Annotated in this window: 16 protein-coding genes; 8 read left to right on the forward strand and 8 right to left on the reverse strand. The window is 71.0% G+C overall.

Annotated features, from left to right (window positions below):
* Positions 1-9 precede the first annotated feature (9 nt).
* From R8F63_11410 to R8F63_11425, 4 genes are read left to right on the forward strand one after another with little or no spacing between them, the layout of a single operon-like run.
* Positions 10-1,677, forward strand: coding sequence for a VanW family protein (locus R8F63_11410; GenBank protein ID MDW3219208.1), 1,668 nt, complete (start codon positions 10-12; stop codon positions 1,675-1,677).
* 25 nt (positions 1,678-1,702) lie between these two features.
* Positions 1,703-2,995: a wax ester/triacylglycerol synthase family O-acyltransferase gene (locus R8F63_11415; protein MDW3219209.1), complete on the forward strand. Its 1,293-nt coding sequence runs from the start codon at positions 1,703-1,705 to the stop codon at positions 2,993-2,995.
* Positions 2,995-4,236: an NAD(P)/FAD-dependent oxidoreductase gene (locus R8F63_11420; GenBank protein ID MDW3219210.1), complete on the forward strand. Its 1,242-nt coding sequence runs from the start codon at positions 2,995-2,997 to the stop codon at positions 4,234-4,236. Before R8F63_11415 ends, R8F63_11420 begins: the two co-directional genes overlap by 1 nt.
* Positions 4,223-4,759: a phosphatase PAP2 family protein gene (locus R8F63_11425; GenBank protein ID MDW3219211.1), complete on the forward strand. Its 537-nt coding sequence runs from the start codon at positions 4,223-4,225 to the stop codon at positions 4,757-4,759. The genes R8F63_11420 and R8F63_11425 overlap by 14 nt, the downstream gene beginning before the upstream one ends.
* A gap of 6 nt (positions 4,760-4,765) precedes the next feature.
* Here R8F63_11425 and R8F63_11430 read toward each other — a convergent pair whose 3' ends face one another.
* A complete protein-coding gene (locus R8F63_11430; protein MDW3219212.1) occupies positions 4,766-4,948 on the reverse strand; it encodes a hypothetical protein in 183 nt (60 codons plus the stop codon).
* A gap of 118 nt (positions 4,949-5,066) precedes the next feature.
* Between R8F63_11430 and R8F63_11435 the strand changes: the two genes are divergently transcribed.
* Positions 5,067-6,146 (forward strand): uracil-DNA glycosylase family protein, encoded by a 1,080-nt coding sequence (locus tag R8F63_11435; GenBank protein MDW3219213.1) that lies wholly within the window; start codon positions 5,067-5,069, stop codon positions 6,144-6,146.
* Here the strand turns inward: R8F63_11435 and R8F63_11440 are convergent.
* Positions 6,143-7,141: an LLM class F420-dependent oxidoreductase gene (locus R8F63_11440; GenBank protein ID MDW3219214.1), complete on the reverse strand. Its 999-nt coding sequence runs from the start codon at positions 7,139-7,141 to the stop codon at positions 6,143-6,145. The genes R8F63_11435 and R8F63_11440 overlap by 4 nt on opposite strands.
* A 57-nt stretch (positions 7,142-7,198) precedes the next feature.
* Here R8F63_11440 and R8F63_11445 point away from each other — a divergent pair, with 57 nt between their 5' ends.
* From R8F63_11445 to R8F63_11455, 3 genes are read left to right on the forward strand one after another with little or no spacing between them, the layout of a single operon-like run.
* Positions 7,199-7,381, forward strand: coding sequence for a hypothetical protein (locus tag R8F63_11445; GenBank protein MDW3219215.1), 183 nt, complete (start codon positions 7,199-7,201; stop codon positions 7,379-7,381).
* Positions 7,382-7,421: 40 nt separating this feature from the next.
* Positions 7,422-7,973 (forward strand): thermonuclease family protein, encoded by a 552-nt coding sequence (locus R8F63_11450; protein ID MDW3219216.1) that lies wholly within the window; start codon positions 7,422-7,424, stop codon positions 7,971-7,973.
* Between the two features lie 18 nt (positions 7,974-7,991).
* The gene (locus R8F63_11455) at positions 7,992-8,822 is read left to right on the forward strand and encodes a ChbG/HpnK family deacetylase (GenBank protein ID MDW3219217.1); all 831 of its coding nucleotides are present in this window, start codon (positions 7,992-7,994) and stop codon (positions 8,820-8,822) included.
* Between the two features lie 2 nt (positions 8,823-8,824).
* On the opposite strand, the gene R8F63_11460 is transcribed toward R8F63_11455, so the two are convergent.
* From R8F63_11460 to R8F63_11485, 6 genes are read right to left on the reverse strand one after another with little or no spacing between them, the layout of a single operon-like run.
* Positions 8,825-9,205: an SCP2 sterol-binding domain-containing protein gene (locus R8F63_11460; GenBank protein ID MDW3219218.1), complete on the reverse strand. Its 381-nt coding sequence runs from the start codon at positions 9,203-9,205 to the stop codon at positions 8,825-8,827.
* Positions 9,202-10,077 carry a mycothiol conjugate amidase Mca gene (gene mca, locus R8F63_11465; GenBank protein ID MDW3219219.1) on the reverse strand — a complete coding sequence of 292 codons (876 nt, stop codon included), beginning with the start codon at positions 10,075-10,077 and terminating at the stop codon, positions 9,202-9,204. Before mca ends, R8F63_11460 begins: the two co-directional genes overlap by 4 nt.
* Positions 10,078-10,087: 10 nt before the next feature.
* Positions 10,088-11,317 carry a TrkA C-terminal domain-containing protein gene (locus R8F63_11470; GenBank protein MDW3219220.1) on the reverse strand — a complete coding sequence of 410 codons (1,230 nt, stop codon included), beginning with the start codon at positions 11,315-11,317 and terminating at the stop codon, positions 10,088-10,090.
* Positions 11,318-11,355: 38 nt separating this feature from the next.
* A complete protein-coding gene (locus R8F63_11475) occupies positions 11,356-12,591 on the reverse strand; it encodes a magnesium transporter (protein ID MDW3219221.1) in 1,236 nt (411 codons plus the stop codon).
* Between the two features lie 48 nt (positions 12,592-12,639).
* On the reverse strand, positions 12,640-13,575 hold the full coding sequence (locus R8F63_11480) for a nitronate monooxygenase (GenBank protein MDW3219222.1): 936 nt from the start codon (positions 13,573-13,575) through the stop codon (positions 12,640-12,642).
* A gap of 4 nt (positions 13,576-13,579) precedes the next feature.
* The gene (locus tag R8F63_11485; protein ID MDW3219223.1) at positions 13,580-15,817 is read right to left on the reverse strand and encodes a hypothetical protein; all 2,238 of its coding nucleotides are present in this window, start codon (positions 15,815-15,817) and stop codon (positions 13,580-13,582) included.
* Between the last annotated feature and the right edge of the window lie 63 nt (positions 15,818-15,880).

Consider the following 15,880-nt stretch of genomic DNA (forward strand, 5'->3'; position numbering starts at 1 on the left):
TTCGCCGCCATGCGTTTGACGGTGGCGATTCTCGCAGTGGTCGCGCTCGCGATCGTCGGGCGTTTCTTCGTCGACGACGTCATCGACTCGGCCGACATCCCCCGCGGTGTCGTGGTGGACGGCATCCCGGTCGGGAACACGGATCGCGACACCGCCGCGGCCCGCCTCGGCGCGCTCCGAGCCGATGCCGAGGTCACCCTCACCTTCGCCGACCAGAGTCGCACCCGCCCGCTCGCCGACTGGGGAGTCACGCTCGACGTCGACGCGACCCTCGACGCGGCCGAGGCGATGCGGGGCGGCGGTCTCGTCCGCTTCCTGCGCTGGAACGCCGCCGTGCTGCGCGACCGAACGGTCGACCCGATCTGGACCGTCGACCGCGACCTGCTGGCGGCCCAGTTCGACAGCGATGATCTCGGCATCGTGTTCGAGACCTCGACGATCGAGCTCGTCGACGGCCGCTTCGAGCCCGTGGAAAGCCAGACCGTGCCCCTCGTCGATGTCGACGGGCTCGCCGACGCCCTGCTCCTCGCCGTCGACGACCCGGCCTACGCCGAGATCGCGGTCCCCTCGCGGGGCGAGGACGAGATCCTCGGCGATTCCGCGCTCGCGGCGGCCGCCAACACCCTGACCGACACCGAACTCACCGTCGTCCTCGCCGGCCAGCTCCAGGCACACACGTTCGACTCCGCCACGCTGCGGGAGTGGCTCGACGTGGCCGGCGCGAACTCCAGCGGGGACTTCCGCTTCGATGCCGACCGGGTGCACGCGAGCGTGGCCGCGGCCTTTCCCGAGATCGGTGACCCGAACGCGCCGGGCGTGCAGTTCGCGATGGGCTTCGACGGCGAGCCGTGGATCCTGGGGGGCATCCCCGAGGCCGAGTGCTGCGCGGCCGACACCGCCGCGCGATTGTTCGAGCACCTCCTGGTCGGGCCGGACGAGCCGATCATCGTCTTCCCGTCCGAGCCGGAGGACGCCCAGGGCCTCAACTGGGCCCACGGGCTCGGGGTCACCGAGGTCGTCGGCGAGTTCACGACCTTCTACACACCGAACCAGACCCGCAACATCAACATCGCCCGCATCGCCGAGCTCACCCGCGGCGTCGTCATCGAGCCGGGGACGACGTTCTCCGTGAACGACTTCGTCGGGCGGCGCACCCGAGCCAACGGTTTCGTCTCGGCCGGCGTGATCAGCAACGGCGTCTTCAGCAGCTCCGTCGGCGGCGGGATCTCGCAGTACGCGACGACCCTCTTCAACGCGGCGTTCTTCGCCGGTCTCGACTTCGGCGAGTACCAGAGCCACTCGATCTACCTCGATCGCTATCCCTACGGCCGCGAGGCCACGGTCTCGTTCCCCGCGCCGGACCTCCAGATCCGCAACACGACGCCGCACGCCATCCTGTTGTGGCCCACGACCAACGCGGACTCGATCACCGTGCGCATGTACGGCACGCCCTATGTCGTCGGGGAGCAGACCGGCCAGACCAGCCGCAGCGAGGGTGCCGCCTGCACCCGGGTCACCACCGAGCGCACCCGCACCTGGCTCGAGGACGGCCGCACGGAGACCGACACCGTCACGGCCCGCTATCGCCCCGAGGGCATCTCGTGCAGCGGCGCCTCCACCCGGCCGACGACCACGACGACGACCACGTCGACCACGGTTCCGACGTCGGTTCCGTAGCGACGCGGTTCGTAGGATGGCCGGCGTGAGCGAGGTCCCGGCCGACGAACCCCTGAGCGACCTCGACGCGCTCCTCTGGGCCGTGGACGACCCGAGACACCGCACGACGATCGCCGCGCTGGCGCGCGTCGACGGCCGGGTTGACCACGACGAGCTCGGCCGCCGCGTCGACCGGACGAGCCGCGCCGTGCCCCGGTTGCGTCAGCGGGTGACCGCGGACGCCTCCGGCCGGGCGATGTGGACGACGGATCCCGCGTTCGATCCCGACCGACACCTGGACGTCGTCACGGTTCCCGACAGCTCCGACGACGCCCTCGCCCGGCTCGTGCGCGACCGGGTGGCCCAGCCCCTCGACCGGGAGCGACCCCTGTGGGAGCTCACGCTCGTCGAGGGGCCGCCGGGTGACGACTGCGCCCTGCTGGTCACGGCCCACCACGCGATCAGCGACGGTGTCGGCGGGGTGGCGATGATGGCGGCGCTCTTCGACCTCGACCTCGACCCTGACCTCGATCCAGACCTCGGTCCGGGCATTGCGGTCGAGCCCGTCTCCCGCGAACAATCACGCCAGGACCCGCCCCCGTCGATCACCGATCGCGCCTGGCGGCTCGGCGAGACCCTGGGCGCCGCGTACCGGGTGCTCCGCCCGAGTGAGGGCGAGGCCGTCGTCGCGCCGGCTCGGTCCGCCGAACTCGACCTGCGCTTCCTCTCGCTCGATCTCGACGACCTGCGCGCCGCCGGTGCTCGGGTCGGCGGCACGATCAACACCGCGTTCCTGACCGCCGTCGCGATCGGCCTGGCCGACCACGCGGCGATGACGGGCCGCACCCCACTGCGGATCGGCGTCCCGGTCAGCACCCGCACCCACGACTGCGAGACGGGCAACTACTGGAGTCCGACGCGCATCGACGTGACGCTGGCCGCCGGGGCTGAGCCCGATTCGGTCGCCGCCCGCCTGGTGGCTGACTCGGCCCGCCTGCGGGGCGATCCGATCCACGAGCTGCTGCCGTTGGCGGCGGCGGGCCTCCGCCTCCTCCCCGAGCAGGCTGCGGCAGCCGTCTTCCGCGCCGTGTCGGCGGGCGCCGACGTGGCCGCGTCGAACGTGCCGGGGTGTCCGTTCCCCCTCCGCCTCTGTGGCCGCCCGGTCCGGGAACTGATCCCGTTCGGCCCCCTCAGCGGCACCGCGGTCAACGTGACGCTGCTCAGCTACGCCGGCGTGGCCCACATCGGCATCGCCTCCGATCCGGCGGCGATCACCGATCCGGATGCGCTGGCCCGCGACCTCCGCCACGCCTTCACCGCGGTGGTCAAGGGCAGCTGATGATCGACGTCGAGACCCTCATCGTCGGAGCGGGGCCGGCCGGCACCGCGGCCGCGATCGAGCTCGCTCGCCACGGTCACGAGGCGCTCGTCGTCGACCGTGCCACCTTCCCGCGCGACAAGTGCTGCGGCGACGGGCTCACCGCCCTCGCCTTGCGCGAGCTCGAAAACCTCGGGCTCGAGCCCTCCGAGGTCGAGTCGTGGCGGGTCGTGGACGAGGTCGTCATCCGTGCCCCCGGCGGCCGGGAGCGGCGCTACCGGCTCCCGGACGGCCCGGGCTACCACGCCGCCGTCGCCCGGCGCACGGACCTCGACGCCGCCCTCGTCGACCGGGCGATCGAAGCCGGGGCCACCGTCGAACAGGGCGTCATGCTGCGCGACGTCACCGCCGACGACCACGCCGTCACCGCCGAGATCGACGGCCTCGGCACCGTGCGGGCCCGCCATCTGATCGCCGCCGACGGCATGTGGTCGCCGGTCCGCAAGGCGCTGGGCCTGCGGGTCGACGGCTACCGCGGCGAGTGGCACGCGTTCCGTCAGTACTACGAGAACGTCAGCCCCCGGGCCGGCAACGAGCTGATCGTCTGGTTCGAGAAGGACCTCCTGCCCGGCTACGCCTGGTCGTTCCCGCTCGCCGACGGACGGGCGAACATCGGGTTCGGCATCCAACGGGGCGGCGCCCACGCGGTCGGCGACATGAAACAGCTGTGGCCGGACCTGCTCTCGCGACCGCACATCCGCGAGGTCCTCGGGCCGGACGCCCAGCCGGAGGAGCCGCACAAGGCCTGGCCGATTCCCGCCCGCGTGGGCCGGGTTCCCCTGGTCGGGCCGCACACGATGTTCGTCGGTGACGCGGCCGCGGTGACCGACCCGATGACCGGCGAAGGCATCGGCCAGGCGCTGCTGACCGGGCGCCTCGCCGCCGAGGCGATCATGGGTGACCCCGAGAGCGGCGGGAGGGATCCGGTGGCCGCCTACGAACGGGAGGTCCGTCGCGAGCTCGTGGCGGACGACCGGATGGCGCGGGTGCTGATCCCGCTCCTCGCCCGCCCGCTCATCGCCCGGGGCGCCCTCAGGCTCACCGGCGCCACCGACTGGACCCGCCGGAACTTCGCCCGCTGGATGTTCGAGGACTACCCGCGGGCGATGGTCGCCACCCCGCGCCGCTGGCACCGCGGCATGTTCGCGGGTGCCGGCGCGTTCCCGGCCCGCTCTACAGTGAGCCCCGATGGCCGCCCCTGACCACGACGACGCCGCCGGCACGGTCGACGCGATCGACGCGGCCGTCGATGTCTGGTGGGAACGACTGCGGGGCATCCCGGCCGTCGACCGCGTGTACTACGCGGCGTCGGAAGCGGCCGACTTCTCCGTGCTCTGGCACGCGGCCGGCGTGATCCAGGCGATCATCGAGGACGACCCGAAGATCGCGATCGGCCTGAGCGCCGCCCTCGGCGTGGAGTCGGCCCTGATCAACGGGCCCGTGAAGTCGATGTTCAAGCGCAGCCGACCGGTACAGGACGTGCCTCGGCCCTACGCACTGCGCCAGCCCCGCACGAGCAGCTTCCCGAGCGGGCACGCGTCGGCGGCCATGGTCGCGGCCGCACTCCTGTCCCGCCACACGGGCGGGGCGGCCTGGTACGGCGTGGCCGCGATCGTCGCGACGAGCAGGATCCACGTGCGGATCCACCACGCGTCCGATGTCGCCGGTGGCCTCGTGATGGGCGCCGCGCTGGGGGCGATCGCCCGGCGGGTGATCGCCGGGTAGAGCCGGCTAGTTGACGCCGGCGGGCTCGGCCGCCGGATCGGGAACGAACGTGAGAATGGTCCGCAGATCGAGCAGGAGGTCGGCGACCTCGCTCGTGGCCACAAGATCGCGTCGCATCATCTCACCCAGCCCGCGGTCGATCACCGCAAGTGCTTCGTCGAGCTGCACGCCATCGATGGCTTCCGTCATCCTGCAGGACCTCCAGGTCGTTGGGTTGAGGGCACCATAGTCGCGCGCGATGACACCCAAGGGTTGGTCGGGCGGCCCCCGAACGGCGGAAAGAGCCGAACGACCTACGATCGACCCGGTGAGCCTCGATCGCCAGACCGCCGCCGTCTACGAAGCGCGGGCCGCAGCGTGGGCGACGGCCCGGGTCGGGAAGTCCGTCGATGCCGCACGACGTCTGGTGGCCCGTCTCGGGGTCGACCACGCTCCGGTGCTCGATCTCGGATGCGGGCCCGGCTATCTCACGGCCGCGCTCCCGTCAGCCACGATCGCCCTCGACCCCGCCGCCGCCATGCTCGGCCTGCTGCGCGAGACACTGCCGAACGCCCTCGCCGTGCAGGGCGAGGCGGGTGCCTTGCCCTTCGCCACCGAGTCACTCGGCGGCGCCGTCGTCAACGCCGTCTTCGTGCACATCGATCGACCCCACCTGCCGATGGCGTTGGCGGAGCTCCACCGGACCCTCGCCGTGGATGCGCCGGTCGAGATCGGGATGTTCGGCGGCGACCAGGATCTGACCGCGATGACGACCGGCGACTTCGCCGGTCGTCGCTTCTCGTTGTGGCAGGACGACCACCTGCTCGACGTCTATGTCGGCGCCGGCTTCGCGGTGGACGAGCACCGCCACCGCGAGACCGAACACTGGCCCAACCTGTTGAGCAGTCTCACCCGACGCCGCTCGCTCCCGGACACGGTCGGGCCCGGGATGCGGCTCCTCGTGTGCGGCCTGAACCCGAGCCTCCACGCGGCAGACATGGGCGTCGGGTTCGGCCGGGGCGGCAACCGCTTCTGGCCGGCCGCACTCGCCGCCGGGATCGTCACGGTCGATCGCGACCCACGCCACGCGCTGCGCGAGCACGGCATCGGCATGACGGACCTCGTGAAGCGGGCCACGCCGCGAGCCGACGAACTCGACCGGCGGGAGTATGTGGACGGGCTCGCCCGGCTGGAGCGGCTGTGCGCGTGGCTCCGGCCCGAGGCCGTGTGCATGGTGGGGTTGTCCGGCTGGCGCGCCGCCGCGGACCGTAAGGCAACGGCGGGCTGGCAGGACCGCACACTCGGCGGGTCACCGGTCTACGTCATGCCGTCGACGAGCGGCCTCAACGCACATGCGCAGTTGCCGGACCTGACCCAGCATCTGCGAGCGGCGGCCGCGGGGCGCTAGCGACTCGGCGCAAGCCCCTGGATGGCCTCGTCGATGTCGACACCCGGGAACGGCATCAGCGCGATCGCGGGGCAGGTGATGCCGTTGTCGATGTAGCGCTGGAGGTGGGCCCGGCACTCGTCGTAGCTGCCGTGGACGATCAGCTCGTCGATGATGTGGTCGGGGATCTTCTCGAGCGCGCCCTGGCGATCGCCGGCGGCCCACTGCTCCCAGTGTTCGCCCAGATCGTCGCCGCGGCCCATCCACTCGTGGAAGGCCTTGTAGACGGGCACGTTGAGGTACGCGGCCGCCGCGAACTTGCCGGTGCTGCGGGCGGACTCGGCGTCGGTCGTCGGGGCGACGAAGATGCGGGCGACGATCTCGGCATCCGGGTTCTGTTCCTTGACCACCGCGGCGACCGTGCGCACGTTCTCCGCGGACAGCCAGTTCACGATCGCCCCGTCGGACTCCCGCCCGGCCATCCGCAGCATCCCCTCACGCAGGGCCGCCACGAGGACCGGGACCGGCTGCTCCGGGACGAGACCGAGGCGGAAGCCCTTCACGGAGAAGCTGTCGTAGTCCTCGGTGATCTTCTCGCCGGTGAGCGCAGCCTTCACGAACCGCACCATGTCGCGAGTCTGCTTGTAGGGCTCCTCGAACGGTATCCCGTTCCAGCGTTCGACGATGACGTTCGACGACGAGCCGATGCCGAGGACGAAACGCCCCGGGGCCGCGGACGCCATGCCCGCCGCCGACTGCGCCATCAGGGCCGGACCGCGGGTGTAGGCCGGCAGGATCGCGGTGCCGAGCCGCATGGAGGGCGTCCACACCGAGCCCAGCGCGAGCGGGGTCAGCCCGTCGGCCCCCATCGCCTCGGCCGACCACAGATCCGTGTAGCCGAGCGCCTCCAAGCGCTGGAACCGGTCCCGCTGGGCATGGAGGGGCATCCCGTCGAAGGGCACCGTCATGCCGTATCGAGCGGACGGGTGCGGATCGGAGCTCGCAGAATCAGACATTCCGTGATCCTGTCACTACGGCCGGTGAGTGTCACACCCCCTCTGCACAATGGGGCCATGACCAACCAGCTCAGCCTCATCACCCCCCACCGCAGCTGGCGCCTCGACGGGCGGACCAGGCAGCGGGGCCTCGACGGCGTCGCCGCCGCCCGTGCCGTCCTCCAGGAGTCGCGGGTCCGGGCCCGCGAAGTCGCCCTCGCGGAGGGGGAATCGCTCGAACTCCACGCCGACGCGGCCTGATCGGGCGGGATCCCCGTCCCGGCTCGCCAGACTGTCCGTCGTGACTCGTCTCGTGCCGTTCGTGATCGCCGCCCTGCTCTTCGGCGCGTGCACGGACCCGGAGCCGGCCGAGCCGGCAGCACCACTCACGCCGGCCACGGTGCCCGACCAGACGTCGTTGGCGCCCAATGCCACCGTCGAACGAGTCGTCGACGGTGACACGATCGTGGCCGACATCGACGGACGGTCCGAGCGGGTGCGGCTCCTGGGCATCGACACCCCGGAGTCGGTGGCGGAGAACCGCCCGGACCAGTGCTACGGCGAGGAAGCGAGCGACTATCTGAAGGCCCTGCTGCCGGAGGGTGCCGCGATCACGCTGATCCTCGACGAGGAGGCGCGTGATCAGTACGACCGGCTCCTCGCCTACGTCGTGCGCAGCAGCGACGATCTCTTCGTCAACCTCGATCTGATCGAGCAGGGCTACGCGGGCGTGCTGATCTACGACCCCAACGACCACTACGAGTCGTTGTTCCGTTCGGCGGAGCGCGAGGCCGTCGCGGCCGGGGTCGGGCTGTGGACCGTGTGCGGCGGCCCCGACGTTCCGCTGGAGTAGGGCGCTACGGTCTGCGTCGTGGAAACCACCGCGGAGGCACTCGGGCACCCGGCCGACGCCAAGCTCCTGATCCTCAGCGCGGATCTGCTCGGCTCGACCCACGCCGCGACCGCCGGTGGGTTCACCGCCCTTCGTGAGGGCATGGCCACCACGGCGACGGTGATGATGCCGGGCCCGTGGTCGCGCTACGCCGCCGACCGCGACGAGGGCGCGGACATCGGCGTGCACCTCACCCTCAACAGCCAGCTCGACTGCTACCGCTGGGGACCGCTCACCGCTGCGCCGAGCCTGCTCGACGGCGACGGCGGCTTCCCGCGAACGGCGGACGACCTCTGGGACCACGCGGATCTCGACGAGGTGCGCCGCGAATGCCGCGCCCAACTCGAACGGGCCCGACTGTGGGGGTTCGACGTCACCCACCTCTCGACCCACATGGGCACGCTCCAACAGCGCCCCGAGTTCTTCGACGTGCTGCTCGACATCGCCTACGACGCCGAGCTCCCCGTGCGGCTGGAGAGCGGCGACGCCGAGGACCGGGCCGGGTTCCCCTTCCGCCGTCTCGCCGCGGAGGAGGGCGTGCTCCTGCCCGACCACTTCACCCTCGTGCGGGGCGGCGCCCGCGACCATCTCGATGCCACCCTCGCCTCCCTGGAGTCGGGCGTCACCGTCGTCGCATTCGAGCCCGCCATCGCCGCCGAGGAGCTACGGGCGATCGACCCGGACGCGTCGAGCCGCATGGACGATCTCGATGTGTTGACCGACCGCGGCCTGGGCGATCGGATCGCCGCGACCGGAGCAACCCTCATCGGCTTCCGCGAGATGCGCGACGCCCAACGGGCCCGACGCTGAGCTCAGGTCTCGGTGACGGCCATCACCGGGGCGAGCGCCTCGGCGACGGCGTTGCGCACCGGGCGCAGTTCGAGCATCCATCGCTCGTGGGCGCCCTCGACCTTGATGGCGCCGTTCATGTAACCGGCGTCGCCGGTCATCTCGCCGGTGAGCAGAGCGAGCGCCACGTCGTACTTGAGCGAGATCACGAGGTCGGGGTCGGCGGACTTGCCGATCTGCATCGCCGTGACCCGGCCCTCGGTGAGGGTGACGCCGATCGTGGTCTTGCCGTCGGGGGCGCCGGCGATCACATAGTCGATCACCGCGGAGGCACCGGCCTGCTCCGGGAGCGCGCCGAGCGCGTCGGTCGCGGCGGCGAGCCAGTCGTCGTCGAAGATGTTCACGGCGCGGCAGCCTCACTGCGGATACCGGCGAACAGGTCGGTCTCGATCTCGCCGTCCGCCGGGCCGGGGCCGAACGCGAGCCGATAGTCGTCGACCGTGTACAGGGTGCGTTCCACGTCGGCCGGCAGCCCGAACCAGAACGTGGATTCCGGGTCGATCTGGGTGGCGTGGGCGAGGAGACCGTCGCGGCGGGCGTCGGTGAAGCCCTCGACGGGCACCTTGGTGGTGATGGAATCGTCCTGGTCCGGACGCGAGAACCAGCGATCGTCGTAGGGCGACTCGAGGCCGAGATCCAGGAACGCCTGGTGGCGGGCTTCGAGCCGGGCCCGCGACCAGCTCGAGTAGTACACCTTCGTCACCTGCCACGGTTGGCCGAGGTCGGGGCGGTGGTCCGGGTCCGCCGCCGCGTCCACCGCCGGGTGGGTGATGTCGTGGACCCGGAGATGATCGGGGTGCTGGTACGTGCCCTGGTCGTCCGGGTAGGTGATGACGACCTGAGGGCGCTCGGCGCGGATCGTGGCGACGAGGCGGTCGACCGCCTCGTCGAGCGGCGCCATGGCGAAGCACTCGGGGTGGGCGTTGGCGTCGGACTCGGCCATGCCCGAGTCGCGGTAGCCGAGCATGTGGACGGTTTCGTAGCCGATCACCTCGGCGGCGGCGGCGAGCTCCTCGAGCCGCACCTGGCCGAGGTTGGCCCGCACCTCGTCGCGGTCCATCGCCGGGTTGAGGATGTCGCCCTCCTCGCCGCCGGTGCAGCACACCAGCACCGTGTGCACGCCTTCGGCGTGGTACTTCGCGACCGTGCTCGCCCCCTTCGACGCCTCGTCGTCGGGGTGCGCGTGGATCGACAGCAGGCAGAGCGGGGCGTCCATCGGATCGAAGCTATCCGCGCGGGGCGGGCTCCAGCTCCATCTCGCCGTCTCCATCCGGATCGACGAGAAGCCAGCCGCAGCGCCGGGCGAGCAACTCGCGGCCCTCGTCGGGCCCGCTGGCGATCAGCTCGTCGCCGGCGAGGAGCCGGACGCGGCCCCGCGGCCGGTAGAGATACTGACCACCACGGCGGATCGCCAGCACGGTGAATCCGGGCTCGATGTTCAGCTGCAGGTCCGAGAGAAGCGTCTGGTCGGCTTCGCTCCCGTCGCCCACGGGCAGGCGCAGGACGACGTCGTCACTGTCGCCGAGGGCGAGTCCGAGGATCGGGTGGACGTCCTCGCGCTGCTCGATCGGCGCCACCATCTGCTGGGCCTGGTCGCCGATGTCCTCGGCGGCCTGCGACAGGTGGAGCAGGCCCCGCAGCGGCGACGGATCGACCTTGTCGGACGCGGCCCGCAGGACCCACAGTTCGAGCCGGTCCTTCATCTCGTCGAGGCGATCCTCGAGGTGACGGACCTCGGCCGCGAGACCGAGGTCCGCGAGGACGAGGGCCGAGTAGGCCAGACCCACCGCAACCTCCGACAGGTTCTTCATCTCGACGAGGACGTCGACGGCGCGATCGAGATCTGTCGTGAACGGATCCTCGGGTGTCGGGGGCGGCGTCCACGGCGGTGCGGCGGCGAGTTCGCGCAGCCGGGTGATGCCATCGGGCGATCCCCGAAGGAAGAGCACGTCGCCGGGCACGAGGACCGTGTCGCCGCCGACATCGGTGATCCAGTTGCGCTCCCGGCGGATCGCCATCACCCGCATGCCGGTCTGGACCGGCAGCTCGTGGGCGGCGAGCTCCCGATGGGCCATGTGCGAACCGTCGGAGACCAGCACCCGGTGGCTCACCTCCTCGGCCTCACTGAGATCGGCGAGGAGCTCGGCGGGAATGCCGAGCTTGTGGGTGACGATCCGGGCGATGTCCACAGCGTCGTTGGCGATGCGCTCGATCGCGCTGATCACCTGGAGCACGGACGACATGCCCTCGGCCTCGGCGGGGCGACGAACGGCCATGATGCAGACGCCGCGCATGTCCTGGACGAGGTCGCTCATCGTCTCCTCGAGTTCGCCCACCTCCTCGGCCATGTCGGGGTCGCTGAAGAACAACGATGCGTAGGCGAGATCGACCATCAGTTCGGAGAGGTCCTTCGCCTCGGCGAGCATCTCGCGCAGATTTCGTGGTCGGTCGTCCATCAGTGCCTCGGTTCGGAATTCTCTGACTCGGTCATGGGCTATGCAACTCCAAAGGCCACGATGGCCAGGATGAGGGCGAAGGCACCGACGAAATCGAGCGTCGAAGTGACCATGGGGATGCCGTAGGTGTCCGGGTCGAGCCCGAAGCGGACCGCGACGACGGTCGCGTAGTACGCGACGACGACCACGCACGAGGTCGCCAGCAGTCCGCCGGTGACCGCGATGAGCACGAGATCGACGACCCCGGGACTGGCCTGGTCGGCGAGCAGGCCACCGAGCTCCGCGATCAGGCCCGCCACCACGAAGACCGGCACCGACAGCGCGAAGATCATGGCCACCTCGCCGCCGGCCGAGCCGCGAGGGATCGGGCCCGGCTCGATCAGGCCGAGATGCAGCTTCGTGGCGAGCCGGCTGGACAGCACCCCACCGAGGGCCCCGGCAGTGCCCAGGAAGCCGGGCAGGAGCACGAGGAGGACCGGGAACTCGAGGAAGTCGTCGAGCCGCTTCTCGATCGTGATGCCGGCGATCAGGTCGAGGAGACCGGCCACGACCAGGATCGGCATCGACTCCCGAACAATCGTGCGGAGCAGCGCGATGCGGGTGAGCAGCGCCCACAGCAGCGAGATGCCCGCGATCACGACGGCGATCCATGCGAGCACCGGGGTGACCCCGTCGACGCTCGCGAGCTCGGCGGCGAGGACCAGCGCCGGCAATGTCGCGACATCGCTCGATGCCGTGACGAGCGGGGAGACGACATTGTCGAGGTCCCACCCGAAACGAACCGATCCGGCGGCCAGCAGCAGGGTGACGACGAGGATGACGACGGACGCCAGGAGGCCGCCGAGCGTCGAGACGACGATGAAGTCCGCCACGGACATGGTGGGCGAGATGGAGAACGCGATCGCCACGCCCTTCGCGAGCAGGGCGATGACCACCGCGATGACGAGGCTGAGCAGCAGCGCCGCGGCGACGTTCGCCCCCACGATCGTGTCGAGCCTCGCACTGAGCCGGAAGGTGCCGGCGTGGATGCTGGTGCCGAGGCGGCTGCCGAGCGCACCGAACACGTTGCCCTTCACCGCCAACGCGGCCGGCACGAGCAGGAGCAGACCGGGGAGTTCCTCGAGCGTGTCGGTGGTGAGGGCGAGGGTCACCCCCGCGACAAGGCTCGTGATCCCGGCGATGATCAGCGCGACGAGGCTGTCGCGGTACGCGCGCGGGTCACCCCCCGTCAGCGCGCGTCCGACGCGCGCGGCGCGATCGCCGACACCGACCATTCGCCAAGTCTGCTGTGCCGACGCGGTCGCGCGCTCGATCCTCGCGGATCAGCGGCCGGCCCGCTCCCCCATGGTCGCCATGATCGCCTGACAGTCACGCCAGGCCGTCTGCAGGATGTCGGCGACGGGCTCGATCGAGCGGATCCGACCCTGGACCTGGCCGCTCATGGCGACGCCGGATTCCATGTCGCCGCCGAAATAGGTGCCCATCATCGCCGCGGGGTCGAGCGACACCGGAACACCCTCCTCCTCGGACCGGCTGGTGCGCTCCGTGCGCAAGGTGCGCATGGCCGGTCCGCCCTGCCCCCGCACGAGCACCGTGTCGGTCTCCTTGCCGTCGACGATCGACTGCTTCCAGTTGTCGTGGATCGGCGATTCGACCGACGCCACCATCCGGGTGCCCATCTGCACCGCATCCGCCCCGAGAGCGAACGCGGCGGCCATCGACCGTCCGTCGACGAAGCCACCGGCCGCGACGATCGGCAGCTCGGGGAAGCGGTCGGCGATCTCCGGCACGAGGACCAGGCTGGACGCGCCCTTGGCGTTCTTGAAGCCGCCGCCCTCGATGCCTTCGACGACGATGCCGTCGACGCCCGCGGCCGCGGCCTTCTCGGCGCCCCGGATCGAGGGGACGACGTGGAAGACCGTGACGCCCGCGTCCTTCAGGCGGGGCACGAGCACGGCCGGATCCCCGGCCGAGGTGGTGACGAACCCCACCTCGTTCTCGAAGAGGAACGTGAGCAGCCCCTCGATGTCGCGGACGAACATCTGGGCGACGTTCACGCCCCACGGCTTGTCGGTCAGCTCGCGCATCGCCGCGATCTCGCCCTTGATGACGTCGAGCTCCCCCGACGACGTCTCGATGATCCCCAACCCGCCGGCCCGGGAGACGGCGGAGGCGAGCGGTGAGCGGGCGATCCACCCCATCGGCGCCTGCACGATGGGGATCTCGATGCCGAGCATGTCGGTGATTCGGGTCTGCATACGGTCAGGCACCGTAGGGCGGCTCCAGCGAGTGGACCGAAATCTCGTCGACCCCGCTCACGAGACGGGCCACCCCGGTGGTCGTGGTCACCCAGAGATCGCCGTTGTCCGTCGGGAGCTCGCGCAGCGGCACGTCGACGGTGATCGGAGCCTTGGCCCGACAGGCGATCACAGTGCCGCCCGCTTCGGTGACGGCCCGCAGGTCGGCGAGCTCGGCCTCGATCTCGGAGGTGTCCTCGATGCCCCAGTTCCACCGGAGCATCTCGGGGTCGATCTCGCCGAACTCCGCGCCCCAGCACGAGTACCCGACGACACCGGCACCCACCCCCGGATCACAGGTGAAGAGCTGGCTGTTCCAGAGTCCGGCCACGTCGAGGAAGAACTGGTCGACGGTCGCCCGTTCACAATCCGACGCGCCGATGTCGTCCGGTTGGGTGGGCACGAAGCTGATGCGCTCCCGCTCGACGAGCGCATCGCCCACGACGTCGAAGGTGACCGCACCCGTGAAGAGCTCACCGCCGAGGATCGGCGGTTCGTCCGGGTCGCGTAGGCCGGCGACGCCGACCACGACCGTCCCTTCGTCGGGGTCGGCGGACACGACCCACAGACCGAACGCATCGCCGGACCACTCGGCCACCATGTCCTGCTGCTCGGTGCCACCCTCGCGCACGTCGAGGCTCACGCTCCCCGGCTGACCGAACCAGTCCTCGAGCCGCGGTTGCCCGCCGAATTCGTTGGCCACGATCTGCTCGAAGAAGATCTCGACCGAACCCCAGTCCGACACGATCTGACCGCCACTGCTCGCGACGAAGGAGTCGTCGCCGTAGGGGAAGAGCTGGGGTGCCGCCTCTCGGAAGCCCTGGTTCCAGCGGGTCTCGATGGTCTCGACCTGGATGTCCCCCGGCACGGAGACGTCGATGATGGCGGTACCGCCCTGACGGCTGAGCACGACCGTGTCCTCGTCCAGCGTCGACGTGCTGAAGACGCCCCACCAGTCCAGGTTGAGGCTGCGTGCGTCGAGATGGGTCAGCTGGTTGGTGCCACCGAGGCTGGTGACCTCCATCTGGTTGCCCCACTGGTCCTCGGACGTGAAGAGCAGGATGCCGTCCTCGCCGACCGCGACGCCGCCCGGCGTCTGGAGCCGCCCCGCGACGATGCCGGCCGCCTCGGCCTCGTAGCCGTCCTCGCCCGCAGCGAGCCTGACCGTGACGACCCGCTCCGTGCCGAAGCCGCCGGCGCCGCCCTCGCCGCCGAAGTCCACGAGCGACGTGCGCGACGACAGGAGCCACGCATGGTCCCCCTCGAAGGCGACGACACCTTCGCCGAGCACGAGTTGACCGCTCACGTCGGCGAGCGACGCCCCGTACTCGTGTTGGAGCAGCGCGGTGGTGCCGAGCGCGGTCTCCGATCCGGGCGGCGTGACGACGTCACAGCCGCCGACGAGCGTGTCGACCGCCTCGTCGTCGCCGGCCTGGTGGCGCAGCAGCGGGACCCAGTCGTCGATCGTCGTCGACGCGATCGCTGCTCGATTCACCTCGAGCGCGATCTCCTCGGCGCCGGCGGTGGTCGCCTGGACGAGATCGAGCGCGGGAGCCTCGCGGCGCACCGCCAACTGGAGCACGTCGCCCTCGAGGTCGGCGCCGGCGAGGTAACCGAGAACCTCGACGGACTCCTCCACGACAGCCTGACCGTCGTCGCCGATGGTCACGCGGGCGATGCGCACGGCTCGCCCGACCTGTTCGCCGATGCTGGCCGAGGTCTCGTGGATGACCAGGAGGCCGTCGTCCTCCGCGACGAGGAGGGGATCCTCGCCGACCGCTACCGAGCCGAGCCACGAACTGTGGACCGGCGCGTCGGCGTCGGGGGCGAGGACGTGGAGCCAGCCGTCACGTACGACCACGACTCGATCGCCGAGCACGACGGCGTCGGCCGTGCCCTGGGGAAGCGTGGACGCCTCGCCGGATCCGTCGTCCCAACCGAACGCGGCGCGGTCGATGATCACGAGACCGCCCCGGAAGTCGTTGAACTGGTTGAACGGGTCGTCGTCGGGAAGACCGTTGGGCCCGACCACGGCCAGCGCAGAGTCCTGGACGGCGCGAAGCAGCTCGGCGCAGGCGCCCGGCGTGGCTTCGACGCCCTCCGCGATCGGGTCGACGACATCGCTCGCCCCCGGGCGCAAGACACCGTCACTGTCGACGGCGCAGGCCGCGACCGCGAGCGCAGCCGCGGTCACGATCGCCATCGTTCGGACTCGCCGGATCCCCCGCGTCATCCCGCCAGTGTCGCATGCCCGGAGCAGGGACGG

Source organism: Acidimicrobiales bacterium (assembly GCA_033344915.1).
In the GTDB taxonomy this organism is placed as follows: Bacteria; Actinomycetota; Acidimicrobiia; order Acidimicrobiales; family Aldehydirespiratoraceae; genus JAJRXC01.